The following is an 18,877-nucleotide window of genomic DNA, read 5'->3' as shown; positions in this document are numbered from 1 at the left end:
GGCCGCCGCGCGGCGGCCGTGTCGTGGTTCGTCGGTCGGGTCAGGACCCGGGGTGGGTCAGTGGGTGAGGATCTTCGACAGGAAGTCCTGTGCGCGCTCCGAGCGCGGTGCGGTGAAGAACGTCTCGGGGTCGGCCTCCTCGACGATGAGGCCTCCGTCCATGAAGACGACCCGGTCCGCGGCGCGGCGGGCGAACCCCATCTCGTGGGTCACGACCACCATCGTCATGCCCTCGTGCGCGAGCGCCGTCATGACGTCGAGCACCTCGTTGATCATCTCCGGGTCCAGCGCGGAGGTCGGCTCGTCGAAGAGCATGACCTTGGGCCGCATGGCCAGGGCACGCGCGATCGCGACGCGCTGCTGCTGCCCGCCCGACAGCTGCGCGGGCATCTTGCCCGCCTGGTTCGCGACGCCGACCCGCTCGAGGAGCGCCATCGCCTGCTCCTGCGCCTCCTTGCGCGACGCCCGCTTGGCCTTGACCGGCCCGAGCGTCACGTTCTCGAGCACCGTCTTGTGCGCGAAGAGGTTGAACGACTGGAACACCATCCCGACGTCGGCGCGCAGGCGTGCGAGCGCCTTGCCCTCGGCGGGCAGCGGGACGCCGTCGATCGTGATCCGGCCGCTGTCGATGGGCTCGAGGCGGTTGATGGTCCGGCACAGCGTCGACTTGCCGGACCCGGACGGCCCGATCACGACGACGACCTCGCCCCGACGGACCGTGAGGTCGACGTCGCGGAGAACGTGCAGGGGTCCGAAGTGCTTGTTGACGCGCTCGAGGACGACGAGCGCGTCCTGCGTGCCGCTCGCGCGATCTTGGCTCATCCGTCGAACCTAGGGCGGAAGAGGTCGATCCGGCTACCTGCGAGCGTCACGGAACGGCAACGAAGGGTCAAGAGATCACCGGGCGGGGCGCGGCTGTCCCGGCGGCTGCCGGCCCTCACCGGAGCGCGCCGTACCCTTGGTGGCGATGTCCACGACGCTCCCCGGGCCCCGACCCGCCGCCGCACCCCAGTCCACCGCCGGGGTGCCCCAGCCCGCCGCAGAGGTGCCCCGCTCCACCGCACGCACCTACGTCGTGCGGACGCTCGGCTGCCAGATGAACGTGCACGACTCCGAGCACATGGCCGGGATGCTCGAGGCTGCCGGGTACGTCCCGGCACCGGCCGAGGACGCGGCCGCCTCCCGCGCCGACGTGGTGGTCATCAACACGTGCGCGGTGCGCGAGAACGCGGCCTCGCGCCTGTACGGCAACCTCGGCCAGCTCTCGGCGGTCAAGAACGAGCGCCCCGGGATGCAGATCGCCGTCGGCGGCTGCCTCGCGCAGAAGGACCGGTCGGGGATCGTCGACCGCGCCCCGTGGGTCGACGTCGTCTTCGGCACGCACAACCTCGACGCCCTTCCCGTCCTCCTCGAGCGCGCCCGCCACAACGCCGAGGCGCAGGTCGAGATCGCCGAGTCGCTCCAGGTCTTCCCGTCGACGCTGCCGACGCGCCGGGAGTCCGTGTACGCGGGCTGGGTCTCGATCAGCGTCGGGTGCAACAACACGTGCACGTTCTGCATCGTCCCGCACCTGCGGGGCAAGGAGCGCGACCGCCGCCCCGGGGAGGTCCTCGCCGAGGTCGAGGCCCTCGTCGCCGAGGGTGCGATCGAGGTGACGCTGCTCGGCCAGAACGTCAACAGCTACGGCGTCGAGTTCGGCGACCGCGAGGCCTTCGCCAAGCTGCTCCGCGCCGTGGGCGCCGTCCCCGGGCTCGAGCGCGTCCGCTTCACGTCGCCGCACCCGGCGTCGTTCACGGACGACGTCATCGCCGCGATGGCCGAGACGCCCGCGGTCATGCCGAGCCTGCACATGCCCCTCCAGTCCGGGTCGGACCGGGTCCTGCGCGCCATGCGGCGCTCGTACCGGTCGGAGAAGTTCCTCGGGATCCTCGACCGCGTGCGCGCGGCGATGCCCGACGCCGCCATCACGACCGACGTGATCGTCGGCTTCCCGGGCGAGACCGAGGAGGACTTCGTCGAGACCCTGCGGGTCGTCGAGGCGTCGCGGTTCTCCTCGGCGTTCACCTTCCAGTACTCGCCGCGGCCCGGCACACCCGCCGCGACCCTCCCGGACCAGCTGCCCAAGGCGGTCGTCCAGGAGCGCTACGAGCGGCTGGTCGCGCTCCAGGAGCGCATCTCCGCCGAGGAGAACGCCGCGCAGGTGGGCCGCACCGTCGAGGTGCTCGTCTCGGAGGGGGAGGGCCGCAAGGACGGCGCCACACGGCGCATCACGGGGCGGGCGGCCGACAACCGGCTCGTCCACCTCGCCGAGCCGCCGCACGTCGTCGGTCGCGCCGCCGCGCCCAGCCCCGCCGTCGACGGCGCTCCCGACCCGCGCAGTGCGCGCGACGTGCCGCACGACGTCGCCCGTCCGGGCGACCTGGTCACGGTGCGGGTCACGCACGCGGCACCTCACCACCTCGTCGCGGACTCCGCGCTCACCGGCGGGCCGTACGCGGTCCGGCGGACGCGGGCTGGTGACGCGTGGGCCGCACGCGAGCGGGCGCGTGGTGGCGAGGACGACGGTCACGGGCACGGCGCGGCCGCAGCGACCGCCTCAGGCCCCGTCCTGCTCGGGATGCCCGCCGTCCCCCGGTGACGCGTCGGGCACCAGTCCCGCGAGCGCCGCGAAGAACTGCGCCCCCGTCCCGAGCCCGCACGCGACCAGCTGACCGAGCTGGTCGTCCGTGACGCCGTGCTCCAGGTCCACCGAGACCTCTGTGTACAGGGCCGTCCCGTCCTCCTCGTCGCGCAGGTAGACCTTGGGCCAGATCCGCTCGCGGTTCCAGTCGTTGACGGCGAGGAGCGCGGACGTCCGTCGGGTCGCCGGGAGCGTGCGCTGCCAGCGGCCGCGGACCTGGAGGATCTCGTCGCGCTCGCCCGACAGGATGAACCAGAAGCGGTTGCCGTCCCAGGTCCCCGTGAGGTCGCCGTCCTCGTCGACGGCGATGCGGTAGCCCCGGCCGGTGAGGTACGCCTCGACGCGCGCCCGGTCGAGGGGTCGGGTGTGCTGCTCGCTCACGACGCCGCCCTCACGGTGCCTCGCTCGCCGGGTCGGGGTACAGCTCGTCGAGCTGGTCGAAGAAGACGGTCGCGGTGCTCAGTCCGCAGTGCAGCAGCTGGCCGAGCTGCTCGTCGGTCACGCCGTGCTCGAGGTCGGTCGCGACCTCGCAGGTGACGTGGACCATGCCGTCGTCGCGCACGCGTGCGTACGTCTTGGGCCAGAGGCGGTCGGCGTTCCACGTGTTGCACACCTCGAGGACCTCGGTGAGGCGCTCGATCGCGAACTCGCGGTGCCACTGGCCGCGCACCTGGAGGATCTCCCCGCGCTGGCCGAAGCAGAAGAAGTAGAACAGGCGTCCGCGCCAGAGGCCGCCGACGTCGCCGTCGCTGTCGACGAAGTACGTGTAGCCGTGCTCCTCGAACCACGCGGTGAGCCGTGCGCGCGACAGCGGCGTCGGCACGTCCGGCGGGAGGCCCTGGTCGGGCGGGGTCCGCGCCGGGCCGCCGAGGAGCCCGGGGAGGGGACGTCCCCCGGCGCCGCCTCCCGCCACGGTGGTACGTGCGCGGCGGACCCACGCCATGAAGCCCATCGGTGCACCTTACCGAGCCCGGCCGGGAGCCGTGCCCACGCCCGTGCCGAGGAGCGTTGCCCGGACCGGCCGGCCGTGTCGGGCCGCTACCGTCGTCGGGTGATCGTCCGCGCCGCCCTCGTCCCCGAGACCGTGCTCCTGGTCCCGGGTGCCGCCGGACGCGCGACGGTGCTCGAGGACGAGCGCGCCGCGGCGCGGGCCGCCGTCGAGGCGCTCCTGGCGGCCGGGCCCGACGTCGTCGTGGTCGTCGTCCCCGGCCGGGAGCCGGGGGTGCTCCGCGCAGCGACGCGCACCTCGTTCGCCGCGGTGGGGATCCCGAGTGCAGGGGACGCGGGCGCACCCGGCGCGCGGTCGCCGCTCCCGGCCGCCCCGCACGTCGCCTCGTCGCAGGGCGCCGGTCGGGTCGCCGACGTCGGCGCGTCGGTCCTCGTCCACCTGCTCCACGAGGCCGGGTGGACGGGGCGGGTCGACGTGCTCGTCGTCCCGACCGCCGGGTCGGCCGCCCGTGACGACGGTGCTGACGGTGCCGGCGGTGCCGACGGTGCCGGCGCCGCCCGCGCGGTCGTGCGGGCCTGGGACGGGTGGGACGCGACGACCGGCCCCGAGGAGCGCGTCGCCGTGCTGCTCGGCGGCTCGCTCAGCGCACGCCACGGCCCCGACGCCCCGCTCGCCGACGACCCGCGGGCCGCCGCGCTCGACGCGGACCTCGTCCGGGACCTCGTCGCGTTCGACGCGGGCGCGCGCGGCCGCCTCGCGAGCCTCGACGCGGGGCTCGCCGACGCCCTCGCGATCTCGGCGTGGGCGTCGTGGCAGCTGCTGGTGCACGCCGCGCCACCCGGGACCCGCGGCCGGCTGCTGCACGAGGCGGCGCCGTCGGGTGCGGCCTACGCCGTCGTCGTCTGGGACGTGCCGTGAGCGGCGCGCACGACGCGGCCGTGGCGGCACGCGGCGCGCGCGCGGTCGTCGCGGTCGTCGGTCCCACGGCCACGGGGAAGTCCGACCTCGGGCTCGAGCTCGCGCTGCGGCTGGGTGGCGAGGTCGTCAACGCCGACGCGATGCAGCTGTACCGGGGCATGGACGTGGGCACCGCCAAGCTGCGTCCGCACGAGAGGCGAGGCGTGCCGCACCACCAGCTCGACGTGCTCGACGTGGCCGAGGACGCGAGCGTGGCCGCGTACCAGCGTCACGCGCGCGCCGACCTCGCGGACCTCGCGGCGCGCGGTGCGCGGGCCGTCGTCGTGGGGGGCTCGGGGCTGTACCTGCGGGCGCTGCTGGACCACATGGAGTTCCAGCCCGTCGACGAGCAGGTGCGCGCCGAGCTCGAGCGCGAGGCCGCGGAGCGTGGCCCGGGTCTGCTGCACGACGAGCTCGCGCGCCTGGACCCGGTGGCGGCCGCGCGGATCGACCGCGCCAACACCCGACGCGTCGTCCGGGCGCTCGAGGTCGTCCGCATCACGGGCCGGCCGTACTCGGCGAGCCTGCCCGAGCACGTCTACGAGGTGCCCGCTGTCCAGATCGGGCTGGACTCCGCGCGGCCCGTCCTCGACGAGCGCATCGAGCGGCGCGTCGCGCGCATGTGGGACGACGGCCTCGTCGCCGAGGTGACGGGGCTCGCCGGGCGGATGGGGCGGACCGCCCGCCGCGCGGTCGGCTACGCCGAGGTCCTGCGGATGCTCGACGGCGAGCTCGACGAGACCGCCGCGCGCGCGGCCGTGACCACGGGAACCCGGCGCCTCGCGCGGCGCCAGATGGGCTGGTTCGGCCGCGACCCGCGCGTGCACTGGCTCGACGCCGCCGACCCGGACCTGGTCGCCCGCGCGCTCGAGCTCGTCGCGGCCGCCGACGCCGGACGGCTCGCCGAGCCGACGTACGTCCGCCGTACGCTCGGCTCATGAGGCTGCAGGTCACCAAGGGGCACGGGACGCAGAACGACTTCGTCCTGATCGACGACCGCACGGGCGGGCTCGACCTGTCGCCGCGGCTCGTCCGCGCCCTCGCCGACCGGCGTGCGGGTCTCGGGGGCGACGGCGTCATCCGGCTCGCCCCGTCCGCGACCCTCCCCGAGGGGCGCGACTGCCTCGACACCGACCCCGGTGCGACCTGGTTCATGGACTACCGCAACGCGGACGGCAGCGTCGCGGAGATGTGCGGCAACGGCGTCCGCGTCGTCGCGCGGTTCGCCGAGGAGCTCGGCCTGTGGAGCGACGGCGAGCTCGTGCTCGGCACCCGGGCGGGCGTCCGCCGCGTGCGACGGACGGCCGACCCCGACGACGCCGCGCAGCCCTGGTACGCGGTGGACATGGGGCCGTGGGACCTCCCGGGCGGTCCCGCCGCCGTCGCCGCCGGAGGCGACGCCGAGGTGCTCGTCACGGGTCTCGCGGTCGCGCGGCCGGCGCTGAGCGTCGACGTCGGCAACCCGCACACGGTCCTCGCGGTCGCCGACACGGACGAGCTCGCGGCGGTCGACCTGACGACGGCGCCCGCGGTGACGCCGACCCCGCCGCACGGGACCAACGTCGAGCTGGTGGTCCCGCTCGGCGAGCAGGTCGACGCGACCGGCGAGGTCGTCGGCCGGCTGCGCATGCGGGTCCACGAGCGCGGTGTGGGGGAGACGCGGTCGTGCGGCACCGGTGCGTGCGCCGCGGCGATGGCCGTGCGGACCTGGGCGGGGCAGGACGCGCCCGCCGCGTGGCTCGTCGAGGTGCCCGGCGGCCGGGTGCGGGTGCGCGCGCTCGCGGACGGGCACGTCGAGCTGGCGGGGCCCGCGGTCCTCGTGGCCGACGCGGTCGTGGACACCGACGCGCTGGGCGTGCCGACGACCGCCTAGCTGTACTCGGCCATGACGTTGGTGACGTCGGTGGTCGTTGACGACAGGAGAACCTCCGGTTGGGCTGTGGCTTGTCGAAGGCCCACACCCACCCGGAGGTTCTCGTGCCTCACGCTAACGCCAGGCTCAATCCGTTCGGTCGTCGGCTGTTGATCGAGCGCGTCGTGCACCAGGGGCGCCCGGTCGCTCACGTCGCCCACGAGCTGGGGATCTCCCGCAGACCGGCTACCGGTGGGTGCACCGGTGGCGCGCCGAGGGCTCGGCCGGCCTGCTGGACCGGTCCTCGCGGCCGCGTTCGAGCCCGACCCGGACCCCAGGCGCGGTCGAGGACGCGATCTGCGCCGCTCGGGCGCGTGATCGCTCGGGCCCGGACGTTCTGGGAGCGGACCTGGGTGTTCCCGCGCGCACGGTGACCCGGGTGCTGCGCCGGCGGGGCATGCCGTTGCTGCGTGACCTGGACCCGCTGACCGGCGAGCAGATCCGCGCCTCCAAGATCACTGCGGTCCGCTACGAACGTGACCGGCCCGGTGAACTGGTCCACGTCGACGTCAAGAAGCTCGGACGCATCCCCGATGGCGGGGGGTGGCGCGCGCACGGACGCAGCGAACAGGTCCGCGGCCGCGGGATCGGGTTCGACTACGTGCACTCGATGGTCGACGACCACTCCCGCCTGGCGTACTCCGAGATCCTGCCCGACGAGAAAGGCACCACCTGCGCCGGGTTCGTCGCCCGCGCCGCCGCCTACTTCGCCGCCCACGGCATCCCCAGGATCGAGCGCATCATGACCGACAACGCCTGGGCCTACCGGTGGTCGCTGCGCGCCGTCGCCGCGGACCTGGGCGCCAAGCAGATCTTCATCAAGCCGCACTGCCCCTGGCAGAACGGCAAGGTGGAGCGCCTGAACCGGACACTGCAGACCGAGTGGGCCTACCGGCAGGTCTTCACCTCCAACGCCGAGCGCGCCGCCGCCCTTGCCCCATGGCTCGAGCACTACAACACTCGACGACGCCACAGCGCTCTCGGAGGACTCCCACCGATCAGGCGAGTGTCACCAACGTGACGGCCGAGTACACCTAGCGCGTCGAAGTCCCCTTCCCGCGCCGCACCCGCAGCACCCGGAAGCCCTTCGAGCTCGCGACGCGTTCCGCCGCGTGGCCGTTGTCGGTGAGCCAGCGCTGGAGCGAGTCGGCCCCGAGGTTGCGCTGGACCACCAGGTGCGCCTCGCCGTCGTCGTCCAGCCGGTCGAGCCAGTGGTCGAGCATCGCGTGGAGCGCGGGCTTGCCGACCCGGATCGGAGGGTTCGACCACAGCGCCGCCGCACGGAGGTCCGCGGGCACCCCGGCCGGTGCCACGGCGCGGACGTTGTCGAGCCCCAGGAGGTCCGCGTTGCGGCGCACGAGATCGAGAGCGCGCGCGTTGACGTCGACGGCCCAGACGGTCGCACCGGGGGAGAGCAGAGCGAGCGTCAGCGCGACGGGGCCCCAGCCGCAGCCGAGGTCGACGAGGTCACCCGCCGCCGGGGGAGGCGGTGCCGTCCGCAGGAGCACGGCCGTCCCCGCGTCGACGTGGTCGGGCGAGAAGACCCCCGGCGCGGTCTCGACGACGACGTCGCGACCGGCCAGCGTCACCGGGACGCGCCTGCGCTCGTCGGCGGACGCCGGCTCGGCGCTGAAGTAGTGGTCCTCGGGCACGGTGCGCACTGTAGACGCGCGGTCGGCCGAGGTCCGCTCCCGAGGTCCGAGTCCCGCGCCCCGCGGCCCGGCGGCGCCGGTCGAGGCGCTTCGCCCTCGGTGTAATCGCTCGCGACCCCCGGCGGGCCCGTGCCACCCTGGAGGCGACGAGAGGACACGATGACCCACCCCACGACCCCCGCCGGCGACGGCGCCGACGCGACCATCCCGGAGCGCAACCCGGAGCCCACCGCGACGGCTCCTGCCGAGACCGCCGCTCCCACGCTGCGCCCCGACGACGTGGTCGCCCGGGTCCTCGCGCGGGCCGGCACCGCTCTGGACGAGGGCGACACGCGCTGGACCGACGACGACGGCGACCAGCTCGACCGGGAGGAACGCGCGGCCCTGCGTCGCGTGGGCGGTCTGTCGACCGAGCTCGAGGACGTCACCGAGGTCGAGTACCGCTCGCTGCGCCTCGAGCGCGTCGTGCTCGCGGGCGTGTGGAGCAGCGGCACGGTCGAGGACGCCGAGCTCTCGCTGCGTGAGCTCGCGGCGCTCGCCGAGACCGCGGGCTCGGAGGTGCTCGACGGGCTGCTCCAGCGACGTCAGAACCCCGACCCGGGCACGTACTTCGGATCCGGCAAGGCCGCCGAGCTCGCCGACGTCGTGCGCGCCACCGGTGCCGACACGGTGGTCGTCGACGCGGACCTGTCGCCGTCGCAGCGGCGCGGTCTCGAGGACATCGTCAAGGTCAAGGTCATCGACCGGACCGCGCTGATCCTCGACATCTTCGCGCAGCACGCCAAGTCCAAGGAGGGCAAGGCGCAGGTCGAGCTCGCGCAGCTCGAGTACCTGCTCCCGCGCCTGCGCGGCTGGGGCGAGTCGATGTCGCGTCAGGCCGGTGGACGCGTCGCGGGCGGTGAGGGCATCGGATCGCGCGGCCCGGGTGAGACGAAGATCGAGCTCGACCGCCGCCGCATCCGGACCCGGATGGCCAAGCTGCGCCGCGAGATCGCGCACATGCGACCCGCTCGCGAGACGCGTCGCGCGTCGCGGCGGCGTCACCAGGTCCCCGCGGTCGCCATCGTGGGCTACACCAACGCGGGGAAGTCGAGCCTCCTCAACCGCCTGACGGGCGCCGGGGTCCTCGTCGAGAACGCGCTCTTCGCGACCCTCGACCCGACGGTGCGACGCGCACGGACGCCCGACGGCCGCACGTACACGCTCGCGGACACCGTGGGGTTCGTGCGGTCGCTGCCGACGCAGCTCGTCGAGGCGTTCCGTTCGACCCTCGAGGAGGTCGCCGAGGCCGACGTGCTGCTGCACGTCGTCGACGTGTCGCACCCGGACCCCGAGGGGCAGATCGCCGCGGTGCGGACGGTCCTCGGCGAGATCGAGGGCGTCGACGACATCGTCGAGGTCGTCGTGCTCAACAAGGCGGACGTCGCGGACCCGGAGACGGTCGCCCGGCTCCGCCGGCGCGAGCCGCGGTCGGTCGTCGTGTCGGCCCACACCGGGGAGGGGCTCGAGGAGCTCCAGCGCGTCGTCGCCGAGCACCTGCCCCGACCGCACGAGGTCGTGGACGTCGTCGTCCCGTACGACCGAGGCGACCTGGTCCACCGCGTGCACTCCGAGGGCGAGGTCGACGACGAGCAGCACACCGCCGACGGGACCGTGCTGCGCGCACGGGTCGGCGCGGACCTCGCGGCCGAGCTCCGCGCGGTGTCGGTGGCCTGACCCGGTGGCGCGCGGCGTCCGGTGCGGACGCCGCGCCGCCACCCGCTCGAGCCCGACTACCCTTCTGCGGTGAGCGCAGCGGAGGACCGGGTCGACGGCCCGCCGGTCGCCGACCTCCTCGAGCGTGCCGTCGCGGCCCTCGGTGGCCGTCGGCGTGACGGGCAGCTCGCGATGGCCGAGGCGGTCGCCGCCGCGATCGACTCGGGCGAGCACCTGCTGGTCCAGGCGGGCACGGGGACGGGCAAGTCGCTCGGGTACCTGGTCCCGGCCGTGCGCCACGCGGTGCTCGCCGGCGAGCGCGTGATCGTCTCCACGGCGACGCTCGCGCTGCAGCGCCAGGTCATGACGCGTGACCTCCCGCTCGTCGCCACGGCCGTGGCTCCCGCTCTGCCGCGCACGCCGCAGGTCGCGCTGCTCAAGGGCTGGCACAACTACCTCTGCCTGCACAAGGTCGCGGGTGGCTACCCCGACGAGGAACCCGCGCTCTTCGACCTCCTGCCCACGGACCGGGCGGGCGACCACCCGGCGCCGGGGGGCACCGGGGCGGACCGACCGGGTGACCTCGGCGCGCAGGTCCTGCGCCTGCGGGAGTGGGCCGAGGAGACGACGAGCGGGGACCGCGACGACCTGGAGCCGGGTGTGACGGACCGGGCGTGGCGCCAGGTCTCGGTGACCGCGATGGAGTGCCTCGGCTCGTCGTGCCCTCTCGTCGAGGACTGCTTCCCGGAGCGCGCGCGAGCGCTCGCGCGCGAGGCGGACGTCGTCGTGACCAACCACGCGATGCTGGGCATCGCGGCGGGTGGCTCGCCGGGGGTCCTGCCCGAGCACGACGTCCTCGTCGTCGACGAGGCGCACGAGCTGTCCGACCGCGTCACCGCGCAGGCGACCGTCGAGCTGTCGGGGCCGTCCGTCGAGCAGGCCGCCCGGACCGCCCGCCGGCACGGACGGGTCCCGACCGACGACCTCGAGACCGCCGCGCGCGACCTGGCTGCGGTGCTCGTCGAGCTGCCGGAGGGACGCTTCCCGACGGGCCTGCCCGAAGGGGTCGCGATCGCGGTGGCCGCCGTCAGGGATGCCGCGCGCGCCCTGCTGACGACGCTGCGCCCGGAGCCCGGGACGTCGACGCCGACCGCCGAGGGGGGCCTGAAGATGGCGTCCTCGGCCGTCCTGACCGTGCTCGAGATCGCGGACCGGATGACGGGCGACGCGGCGTCGGACGGGCGTGACGTCGTGTGGTGCGCGCGCGGCGAGGCGTTCGGACGCGGCGCCGCGCCGCGGCTGCATGCGGCCCCCCTGGCGGTCTCCGGACTCGTGCGGACCAACCTCCTGGCGGGGCGGAGAGCGGTGCTGACGTCGGCGACGCTCGAGCTCGGCGGGAGCTTCGACCCGCTCGCGCGTGCGGTGGGCCTCGACCCCGCGCACCGCCGCGAAGAGGGTGACGACGGCGGTGACCGGGCCGGGGCGGACGACCTCCCGTGGCGCGGTCTCGACGTCGGCAGCCCCTTCGAGTACCCGCGCAGCGGCATCCTCTACGTCGCGCGCCACCTCCCGCCGCCGGGGCGGGACGGCTCGTCGCCCGCCCAGCTCGACGAGATCGCCGCTCTCGTCGAGGCGGCCGGCGGCGCGACCCTCGGCCTGTTCTCCTCCAGGCGGGCCGCCGTCGCCGCCGCCGAGGCGATGCGCGACCGGCTCGACGTGCCGGTGCTGTGCCAGGGCGACGACCAGCTGCCGACGCTCGTCCGACGCTTCGCCGAGGACGACGCGACCTGCCTGTTCGGCACGCTCTCGCTCTGGCAGGGCGTGGACGTCCCCGGGCCGTCGTGCCGGCTCGTGCTGGTCGACCGGATCCCGTTCCCGCGTCCCGACGACCCGGTCCGCGCGGCGCGCACGGAGTCCGTCGAGCGTGCCGGCGGCAACGGGTTCATGGCGGTGTCCGCGACGCACGCGGCGCTGCTGCTCGCCCAGGGTGCTGGACGCCTCGTGCGGACCGACGAGGACCGGGGCGTCGTGGCCGTCCTCGACCCGCGGCTCGTGACGGCCCGGTACGGGTCGTTCCTGCTGCGCAGCATGCCGCCGTTCTGGCGGACGACCGACCCGGCGGTCGCGCGCGCCGCGCTCGCACGTCTCGCGGCGGCCTCGCGCGGGCGGGCCGACGCGGCGGGCGCTCCGGCCGTAGGGTGATCACGACCGATCGAGGAGTGGGTGCGGGATGGACCGGGTGCAGCAGCAGTTCTCCGACGGCGACGACCTCGGGGCGGGTGACGCGAGGTCACGGCGGACGACGAAGCTCGCCGTCGTCGGCGCAGGCAGCGTCGGCGCGACCATGGCGTACGCCGCGCTGATGCGCGGTGCCGCTCGCAGCGTGGCGCTCTACGACATCAACGCCGCGAAGGTCGAGGCCGAGGCGCTCGACATCGGCCACGGGATCCAGTTCATGCCGATGGCCGAGATCACGGGCTCGGACGACATCGAGGTCTGCCGCGACGCGGACGTCGTCGTCGTGACGGCGGGCGCGAAGCAGAAGCCCGGGCAGACACGCCTCGACCTGGCCCAGGCCACCATCTCCCTGGTGCGCTCGATGATGCCGCAGCTCGTCGAGGTGGCTCCGGACGCGGTCTACGTCATGGTCACGAACCCGGTGGACATCGTCACGTACGCCGCCCTCAAGGTGTCCGGCCTGCCGGCCAACCAGCTCTTCGGGTCCGGCACCGTGCTCGACTCCTCGCGGCTGCGGTACCTGCTCGCGCGCCACACCGGCGTCGCGGTGCAGAACATCCACGCGTACATCGCGGGTGAGCACGGCGACAGCGAGATCCCGCTGTGGAGCTCGGCGTCGATCGGGAGCGTCCCGCTGGTCGAGTGGCGCGGCATGCCGGGACCCGGGGGGTCGGTCGTCGGGCGGCTCGGGCCGGAGGACCGCGAGCGCATCGCCGAGGAGGTCGTCAACTCCGCCTACCGGATCATCGCCGGCAAGGGGGCGACGAACTACGCCGTCGCGCTCGCGGGCTCGCGCATCATCGAGGCGGTGCTCAACGACGAGAACCGGGTCCTGCCGGTCTCCTCGCTGCTCGAGGGCTACCGCGGCATCTCCGACGTCTGCCTGTCCGTGCCGTCCGTCGTGGGCCGCACCGGCGTGGGCGCACGGCTCGAGATCGCCCTGTCGGACTCCGAGCTCGACGGTCTGCGCAGGTCCGCCGACGCCCTGCGCGACGTCGCGCGGCAGTTCGGCCTCTGACGACGCGGGCCGGCCGGGGCGCGCCGCCCGAGCGCACGCCGGTCGGTCGCGCGCCGCTCGGGCGCGCCTGGACCGGTCGGCGCGCCGCCGTGAGGTGCGTGGGCGCCCCGGCTCACAGGCTCCGCAGCACGCTCACCACGCGGCCGAGCACGACCGCCTCGTCACCCGGGATGGGCTCGTACGCGGCGTTCTGCGGCAGCAGCCAGACGTGTCCGTCCCTGCGGCTCAGCGTCTTGACGGTCGCCTCACCGTCGATCATCGCCGCGACGATCTCGCCGTTCTCGGCGACCGGCTGACGGCGGACGACGACCCAGTCACCGTCGCAGATCGCGGCGTCGAGCATCGAGTCGCCCGCGACCCGCAGCAGGAAGAGGTCGCCCTCGCCGACGAGCTGGCGGGGGAGCGGGAAGACGTCCTCGACGACCTGCTCCGCGAGGATCGGCCCGCCGGCGGCGATGCGGCCGACGACCGGCACGTACGAAGGGCGCGGTGCGGCATCGCCTTCGAGCGTGGGGTCGTGCGCATCGGACGCGCCCGCCGGCGCGCCGGCGAAGCCTCCTGAGCCGAGCGGCTCGGCGACCCGTGCGTCGTCCGGGTGGACGACCTCGATCGCCCGCGGCCGGTTGGGGTCGCGTCGCAGGTAGCCCTTGCGCTCGAGCGCCATGAGCTGGTGCTTGACCGACGACGGGCTCGTGAGCCCGACTGCCTCGCCGATCTCACGCATGCTCGGCGGGTAGCCGCGGCGCTCGACGCTCGAGCGGATCGTCTCGAGGACGAGCCTCTGACGCGGCGTGAGTCCGTCGCCCCCGGCGGGTCCGTCCGGCAGCACGTGCACCGCGGCGACGCCGCCGGCCTGGTCCGACGACGCGTCGGACGACGGCCCGGCGGACGGGGTGCTGTTCGGTGCCACGGGGGACCTCCCGGTTCGGTGGACGGGGGACCGTCCGGCTCGGCGTCCGGTGCGCGGGCACCGGGGACGTGGGCGACGGAGGTGGTCACCCCCGATCCGGACGTCCCGGTGGCGTCGTCGCACGGGCCGTGTCGGTGGTCGGTGGTGTCCTCCTCCTGGACCACGACGCTATCGGGCCCGGGGCGCGTGATCAAACATGTGTTCGACCGCGTGTCGACATCCGCACCTCGCCCCGCTAACCTGTCGAACAGGCGTTCGACGTACACACGTTCGATCGCCACGAGGACCAGGAGGAAACCATGAGCACGATTCGTGACAACGCAGCAGGCACGCCGGTCGTCGCACGGTCGGCGCGCACCGCGGGCGGCCGGTCCCGGCGCGGTGCGGCCGCGCACGGTGCGGCCGCGCACGGTGCGGCGGGGCTCCGGCTGACCGGGCGGGGACGCGCGGCGGTGATGCTTCTGGCCGTGGGGCTCGCCGGGGCGGTCGGCATGACGGCGCAGAGCGCGGCTGCGCGTGGTCCGGCCGCTCCGGTGCCCGTCGTCGCCCACGTGGTGGAGCCGGGGGAGACGCTCTGGGAGATCGCGGCCCGGACCGCCGAGCCCGGGCAGGACGTCCGGGACGTCGTCGCTGACCTGACGGAGCTCAACGGCCTGCCGGACGTCGCCCTCGAGGCGGGGCAGCAGCTGCTCGTCCCGGTCCGCTGACGTCCGCGGGGCGCGTGACGCCGAGGCGTTCGGGTTCCTTGCCCGCGCACGGGTCCACCCGTACCGTGGCGCGCGACCGGCCCCGTCGAGACCCTGCGGTCGGTTCGTGCGACCCGTGGAGGCTCCCCGTGCACTGCCCGTTCTGCCGGCACAGCGACTCACGCGTGGTCGACTCACGGACCTCGGACGACGGGTCGACCATCCGGCGGCGGCGTCAGTGCCCCGAGTGCCAGCGCCGGTTCACCACGATCGAGACCGCGAGCCTCTCCGTGGTCAAGCGGTCCGGGGTGACCGAGCCGTTCAGTCGCGAGAAGATCGTGAACGGCGTGCGGAAGGCGTGCCAGGGCCGGCCGGTGAGCGAGGACGACATCGCGCTCCTCGCCCAGCGCGTCGAGGAGACGCTCCGCGGGACGGGCAGCGCAGAGCTCGACGCGCACGAGATCGGGCTCACGATCCTCGGCCCGCTGCGCGAGCTCGACGAGGTGGCCTACCTGCGGTTCGCGAGCGTCTACCAGGCCTTCGACTCGCTCGAGGACTTCGAGGCCGCGATCACCTCGCTCCGCGCCCGACGAGCGGTGGAGGACGGCGAGGACGGCGAGGCCGACCTGCTCGTCGTGCGTCCCTCCTGAGGGCGCCCGCGTCCGTCAGGGGTGGCTCCCGCCGCGGACGCGCCCGGGCCCGGGTCCGACACGGCCTGGGCTCGCGCGCACACCGGTCCGATGTGACCCTGGGCGCAAGAGACAGGAGGTGCCTCGATGACGGCTCGAGAGGCTGACGACGACGTCGTCGACCACGGCGCGGTGGAGGACGCCCGCTCGACGGACCGCGGGCTGCTCGGCGTGTACCTCAACGACCACCTCGCAGGGTCGGTCGCCGGGTCGCAGCGGTTCCAGCGCCTCGCGCGGACCCTGCACAGGACGCCCGTCGGGGCCGACCTGGCCAACATCGCGGAGGAGGTGACCGAGGAGCGCGAGGAGCTGCGGGCGGTCATCGAGGGTCTGGACGTGCGGCCGCAGGACCTCCTCAAGCAGGCGGCCGCGTGGGTCGGGGAACGGCTCGCGCGCCTCAAGGCGAGCCGCCGGGAGGTCGCGTCGTCGACGACGCGGACGCTCCTGGAGGTCGAGCTCCTGCGCAGCGCTCTGGTCGGGAAGCTGGGTGTCTGGCAGACGCTCGAGGACCTCGCCGGGGACCTCGGTCTCGACCGCGACCGGATGGCCGAGCTCCGGCGCCGGACGCAGGAGCAGGTCCGGACGATGGACGACGTGCACGCGTACGTGCGCGGCCGCGCCCTCCGCGGGGCATGAGCCCTACGGGCGCTCGCCCCGCGACGGCACCCGGGCGATGACCTGCTCGCGGACGACACGGCGCAGCACCTTGCCGATCTGCGACCGCGGCAGCTCGGGGACGACCACGAGCTCGCGCGGGTGGGCGTAGCGCGCGAGCCGGTGCTCGCTCCACGCCCGGACCGCCGAGAGCTCGACCCGTGTGACGCCCTCAGCGAGGACGACGGCCGCGACGACCTTCTCGCCGAGGTCGCCCCCGGGCACTCCGACGACCGCGACGTCCTCGATCTCGGGCATCGCCCGTAGGTGGTCCTCGACCTGGGACGGGTAGACGTTGAAGCCACCGGTGATGATGACCTCCTTGATGCGGTCCACGAGGCGCACGAAGCCGTCGTCGTCGACGACGACGACGTCGCCGGTACGCAGCCAGGTCCGGCCGCCGTGCTCCACGAGGACCGCGGAGGTGTCCTCGGGTCGCTGCCAGTAGCCCGCGAAGACCTGGGGGCCGCTGACGAGCAGCTCGCCCTGCTCGCCGTGCTCGACGTCGCGGGACGGGTCCTCCGGGTCGACGACACGCATGAAGGTCGACGGGAACGGCAGCCCGAGCGTGCCGGGCCGGCGTGCAGGGGACAGGGGGTTGCCGAGGGCGACCGGCGAGGACTCGGTCATGCCGTAGCCCTCCACGAGGAGGCCGCCCGTGACCTCCTCCCACGCACGAGCGGTCTCGGCGGGGAGCGACATCGCGCCCGAGATCGCGTGGCTGACCGAGCGCAGGTCCGTCCCGCTCGCACGGGCCCCGGCCGCGAGGCGCTCGAACATCGGCGGCACGCCGGGCACGAACGTGGCCGGGCGGCGACGCTGGGCGTCGAGCACCGCATCGACGTCGAACTTCGGGAAGATCACGACGGTGGCCGCGATGCGGACGGCGTACGTCAGGCACAGCGTGAGCCCGAAGGCGTGGAAGAACGGCAGGGCGGCGTAGACGGTCTGCGCCGCGTCGGCGTGCTGGGTCCACGCCTGGCCCTGGGCGGCGTTCGCCGCGACGTTGCGGTGGAGCAGGACCGCGCCCTTCGGCGTCCCGGTCGTCCCGCCCGTGTACTGCAGGAGCGCGACGTCCGAGACGTCGGGGTGGGCGACGTCGTCGGCGAGCGGGCGCGCGTGCCGCACGAGCCGGGACCACCGGACGACGCCGGGTGCGTCGGGGACGTCTGCCCGCATCGTCGCGCGCGTCCGCCGAGCCGCGGCGACCGGCAGGGCCAGCGCCGCGCGCTTGACGAGCGGGAGGTCCGAGCTCAGGTCGACGACGACGACGTGACGGACGTCGGTCGACGCGCGTGCCGCGAGCACCGCCTCGACGGACTTCTCCCAGCTGATCACGACGGTCGCGCCGCTGTCGCGCAGCTGGTGCTCGAGCTCGCCGGCGGTGTAGGTGGGGTTGTGCTCGACCACGACCGCCCCGATCCGGAGCGCCGCGTAGAACGCGACGACGTGCGTCGTGCAGTTGGGCAGCACGAGGGCGACACGGTCACCGGGCCGGACGCCGAGTCCGCGCAAGGCTCCCGCGGCGCGCGCGACCGACCGCCCGAGAGCGGCGTAGGTCGTCACCGCGCCCATGAAGTCGGTCGCGACCCGCGACGGGTGCTCGGCCGCGGCGCGCTCGAGCCAGCGGGTGACCGGCTCGTCGGGCTCGGCGATGTCGTGCGGGACCCCGGGCGCGTACGCGCTCGTCCAGGGGCGTTCGAGGTCGCGGTCGTCGTGCTCTCCGGGCGTCGTGCTCACGTCGTCGAGCCTAACCTACGCAGTCGTAGGTTACGGGTGCGTAGGCGCCTCGGGGCGGGTGATCCGAGAGGCGGTCACAGGTCGCTCGAGCGCGGACCCCACAGGTTCACGCCCGAGTCCACCGCGTGCGCCTCGATCCGTGCCAGCTCGTCGTCCGAGAGCGGGGCGGCGGCGACGGCGCCGAGGTTGTCGCGCAGCTGCCGGGTGGAGCTCGCGCCGATGAGGACCGAGGTGACCCGGTGGTCGCGCAGGACCCACGTCAGCGCGAGCTGCGCGAGCGTCTGACCCCGCTCGCGGGCGACGGCGTCGAGCGCTCGCACGTGGTCGAGCGCCTCGGGGGTGAGGTAGGACCGCGGGAGCGACGACCCGCGCGCGGCCCGCGACGTCTCGGGCACCCCGTCGAGGTACTTGCCGGTCAGCATCCCCTGGGCCAGCGGCGAGAAGGCCACGACGCCCAGCCCGGCCTCCTCGACCACGTCGAGCAGGCTCGCACCGCCCGCGTCCTGCTGCGGCTGCTCGACCCAGCGGTTGAGCATCGAGTAGGAGGGCTGGTGGACCACGAGGCGGAGGCCCAGGTCACCCGCGACCGCGACCGCCTCGCGCGTGCGGCGCGCGGAGTACGACGAGATGCCCGCGTAGAGCGCCTTGCCGGAGTCGACGGCCGTCCGCAGCGCGCCCAGGGTCTCCTCGAGCGGCGTCCGCGGGTCGAAGCGGTGGCTGTACATGACGTCGACGTGGTCGACGCCGATCCGACGCAGCGACCGGTCGAGCGACGCGAGGACCGACGCCCGCGAGCCGAACTCGCCGTACGGCCCTTCCCACGCGCGGTAACCAGCCTTCGTCGTGATCACGAGCTCGTCGCGGTGGTGGGTCAGGTCGCGCGCCAGGATGCGACCCAGGACCTCCTCGGCGGCACCCGGCGGCGGGCCGTAGTTGTTGGCGAGGTCGAGGTGCGTCACCCCGGCGTCGAAGGCCTCGAGGACGACCGCTCGCTGCGTCTCGAACGCCTGCGGGTCGCCGAAGTTCTGCCACAGGCCGAGCGAGACGACGGGGAGGTCGAGACCCGAGCGTCCGGCCCGGCGGTACGTCATCCGGGC

At 74.6% G+C, this 18,877-nt stretch carries 17 protein-coding genes and 1 pseudogene; 11 read left to right on the top strand and 7 right to left on the bottom strand.

The window, feature by feature from the left end; genetic code table 11:
* Nucleotides 1-57: 57 nt before the first annotated feature.
* Nucleotides 58-822: an amino acid ABC transporter ATP-binding protein gene (locus tag IEV86_RS03835; protein ID WP_043603122.1), complete on the bottom strand. Its 765-nt coding sequence runs from the start codon at nt 820-822 to the stop codon at nt 58-60.
* 145 nt (nt 823-967) lie between these two features.
* Between IEV86_RS03835 and miaB the strand changes: the two genes are divergently transcribed.
* Nucleotides 968-2,638: a tRNA (N6-isopentenyl adenosine(37)-C2)-methylthiotransferase MiaB gene (gene miaB, locus IEV86_RS03830; RefSeq protein ID WP_043603189.1), complete on the top strand. Its 1,671-nt coding sequence runs from the start codon at nt 968-970 to the stop codon at nt 2,636-2,638.
* Here miaB and IEV86_RS03825 read toward each other — a convergent pair.
* Both IEV86_RS03825 and IEV86_RS03820 read right to left on the bottom strand, forming a co-directional pair.
* Nucleotides 2,597-3,061 (bottom strand): type III secretion system chaperone family protein, encoded by a 465-nt coding sequence (locus tag IEV86_RS03825; protein WP_052425876.1) that lies wholly within the window; start codon nt 3,059-3,061, stop codon nt 2,597-2,599. The two genes, miaB and IEV86_RS03825, sit on opposite strands and share 42 nt — an antisense overlap.
* A gap of 10 nt (nt 3,062-3,071) precedes the next feature.
* Nucleotides 3,072-3,632 (bottom strand): YbjN domain-containing protein, encoded by a 561-nt coding sequence (locus tag IEV86_RS03820; RefSeq protein WP_229734456.1) that lies wholly within the window; start codon nt 3,630-3,632, stop codon nt 3,072-3,074.
* A gap of 99 nt (nt 3,633-3,731) precedes the next feature.
* On the opposite strand from IEV86_RS03820, the gene IEV86_RS03815 reads away from it, so the two are divergent.
* The 4 genes and pseudogenes from IEV86_RS03815 (at nt 3,732) to IEV86_RS03800 (ending at nt 7,519) form a co-directional block, all read left to right on the top strand.
* On the top strand, nt 3,732-4,547 hold the full coding sequence (locus IEV86_RS03815) for a class III extradiol ring-cleavage dioxygenase family protein (RefSeq protein ID WP_152605549.1): 816 nt from the start codon (nt 3,732-3,734) through the stop codon (nt 4,545-4,547).
* A complete protein-coding gene (gene miaA / locus IEV86_RS03810; RefSeq protein ID WP_229734455.1) occupies nt 4,544-5,527 on the top strand; it encodes a tRNA (adenosine(37)-N6)-dimethylallyltransferase MiaA in 984 nt (327 codons plus the stop codon). Before IEV86_RS03815 ends, miaA begins: the two co-directional genes overlap by 4 nt.
* Nucleotides 5,524-6,459: a diaminopimelate epimerase gene (dapF, locus tag IEV86_RS03805; protein WP_043603119.1), complete on the top strand. Its 936-nt coding sequence runs from the start codon at nt 5,524-5,526 to the stop codon at nt 6,457-6,459. The genes miaA and dapF overlap by 4 nt, the downstream gene beginning before the upstream one ends.
* 104 nt (nt 6,460-6,563) lie before the next feature.
* A pseudogene (locus IEV86_RS03800) lies at nt 6,564-7,519 on the top strand (IS481 family transposase).
* Nucleotides 7,520-7,532: 13 nt separating this feature from the next.
* Here the strand turns inward: IEV86_RS03800 and IEV86_RS03795 are convergent.
* Complete coding sequence (locus tag IEV86_RS03795) at nt 7,533-8,150, bottom strand: class I SAM-dependent methyltransferase (protein ID WP_043603176.1); 618 nt, start codon at nt 8,148-8,150, stop codon at nt 7,533-7,535.
* A 159-nt stretch (nt 8,151-8,309) separates the two neighbouring features.
* On the opposite strand from IEV86_RS03795, the gene hflX reads away from it, so the two are divergent.
* From hflX to IEV86_RS03780, 3 genes are all read left to right on the top strand, one after another.
* Nucleotides 8,310-9,866: a GTPase HflX gene (gene hflX / locus IEV86_RS03790; RefSeq protein WP_043603117.1), complete on the top strand. Its 1,557-nt coding sequence runs from the start codon at nt 8,310-8,312 to the stop codon at nt 9,864-9,866.
* A gap of 69 nt (nt 9,867-9,935) precedes the next feature.
* Nucleotides 9,936-12,047: an ATP-dependent DNA helicase gene (locus IEV86_RS03785; protein ID WP_052425875.1), complete on the top strand. Its 2,112-nt coding sequence runs from the start codon at nt 9,936-9,938 to the stop codon at nt 12,045-12,047.
* Nucleotides 12,048-12,075: 28 nt separating this feature from the next.
* Entirely contained in the window at nt 12,076-13,101 is a 1,026-nt protein-coding gene (locus IEV86_RS03780; protein ID WP_043603105.1) for an L-lactate dehydrogenase, read from the top strand.
* Between the two features lie 112 nt (nt 13,102-13,213).
* Here IEV86_RS03780 and lexA read toward each other — a convergent pair whose 3' ends face one another.
* The gene (gene lexA, locus IEV86_RS03775; protein ID WP_052425883.1) at nt 13,214-13,936 is read right to left on the bottom strand and encodes a transcriptional repressor LexA; all 723 of its coding nucleotides are present in this window, start codon (nt 13,934-13,936) and stop codon (nt 13,214-13,216) included.
* A gap of 374 nt (nt 13,937-14,310) precedes the next feature.
* Between lexA and IEV86_RS17810 the strand changes: the two genes are divergently transcribed.
* The 3 genes from IEV86_RS17810 to IEV86_RS03760 all read left to right on the top strand — a co-directional run bounded on the left by IEV86_RS17810 (nt 14,311) and on the right by IEV86_RS03760 (nt 16,022).
* Nucleotides 14,311-14,718, top strand: coding sequence for a LysM peptidoglycan-binding domain-containing protein (locus tag IEV86_RS17810; protein WP_052425874.1), 408 nt, complete (start codon nt 14,311-14,313; stop codon nt 14,716-14,718).
* A 128-nt stretch (nt 14,719-14,846) separates the two neighbouring features.
* Entirely contained in the window at nt 14,847-15,347 is a 501-nt protein-coding gene (gene nrdR / locus IEV86_RS03765) for a transcriptional regulator NrdR (protein ID WP_043603100.1), read from the top strand.
* 126 nt (nt 15,348-15,473) lie between these two features.
* Complete coding sequence (locus IEV86_RS03760) at nt 15,474-16,022, top strand: hypothetical protein (RefSeq protein ID WP_052425873.1); 549 nt, start codon at nt 15,474-15,476, stop codon at nt 16,020-16,022.
* 3 nt (nt 16,023-16,025) lie between these two features.
* Here the strand turns inward: IEV86_RS03760 and IEV86_RS03755 are convergent, their stop codons facing one another.
* Nucleotides 16,026-17,780 carry an AMP-binding protein gene (locus tag IEV86_RS03755; RefSeq protein WP_052425872.1) on the bottom strand — a complete coding sequence of 585 codons (1,755 nt, stop codon included), beginning with the start codon at nt 17,778-17,780 and terminating at the stop codon, nt 16,026-16,028.
* Nucleotides 17,781-17,854: 74 nt separating this feature from the next.
* The gene (locus tag IEV86_RS03750) at nt 17,855-18,871 is read right to left on the bottom strand and encodes an aldo/keto reductase (RefSeq protein WP_052425882.1); all 1,017 of its coding nucleotides are present in this window, start codon (nt 18,869-18,871) and stop codon (nt 17,855-17,857) included.
* Between the last annotated feature and the right edge of the window lie 6 nt (nt 18,872-18,877).

Origin of the sequence: Cellulomonas carbonis, from assembly GCF_014636275.1 — a bacterium.
Classification (GTDB): Bacteria; Actinomycetota; Actinomycetes; order Actinomycetales; family Cellulomonadaceae; genus Actinotalea; species Actinotalea carbonis.
This window is presented reverse-complemented; position numbering and strand designations above follow the sequence as displayed.

Bases quoted from the DNA above. Each gene is read 5' to 3' on its own strand.
- IEV86_RS03835 (WP_043603122.1), bottom strand. From the start codon at position 822: ATGAGCCAAGATCGCGCGAGCGGCACGCAGGACGCGCTCGTCGTCCTC.
- miaB (WP_043603189.1), top strand. From the start codon at position 968: ATGTCCACGACGCTCCCCGGGCCCCGACCCGCCGCCGCACCCCAGTCC.
- IEV86_RS03820 (WP_229734456.1), bottom strand. From the start codon at position 3,632: ATGGGCTTCATGGCGTGGGTCCGCCGCGCACGTACCACCGTGGCGGGA.
- dapF (WP_043603119.1), top strand. From the start codon at position 5,524: ATGAGGCTGCAGGTCACCAAGGGGCACGGGACGCAGAACGACTTCGTC.
- hflX (WP_043603117.1), top strand. From the start codon at position 8,310: ATGACCCACCCCACGACCCCCGCCGGCGACGGCGCCGACGCGACCATC.
- IEV86_RS03780 (WP_043603105.1), top strand. From the start codon at position 12,076: ATGGACCGGGTGCAGCAGCAGTTCTCCGACGGCGACGACCTCGGGGCG.
- IEV86_RS17810 (WP_052425874.1), top strand. From the start codon at position 14,311: ATGAGCACGATTCGTGACAACGCAGCAGGCACGCCGGTCGTCGCACGG.
- IEV86_RS03760 (WP_052425873.1), top strand. From the start codon at position 15,474: ATGACGGCTCGAGAGGCTGACGACGACGTCGTCGACCACGGCGCGGTG.
- IEV86_RS03750 (WP_052425882.1), bottom strand. From the start codon at position 18,871: ATGACGTACCGCCGGGCCGGACGCTCGGGTCTCGACCTCCCCGTCGTC.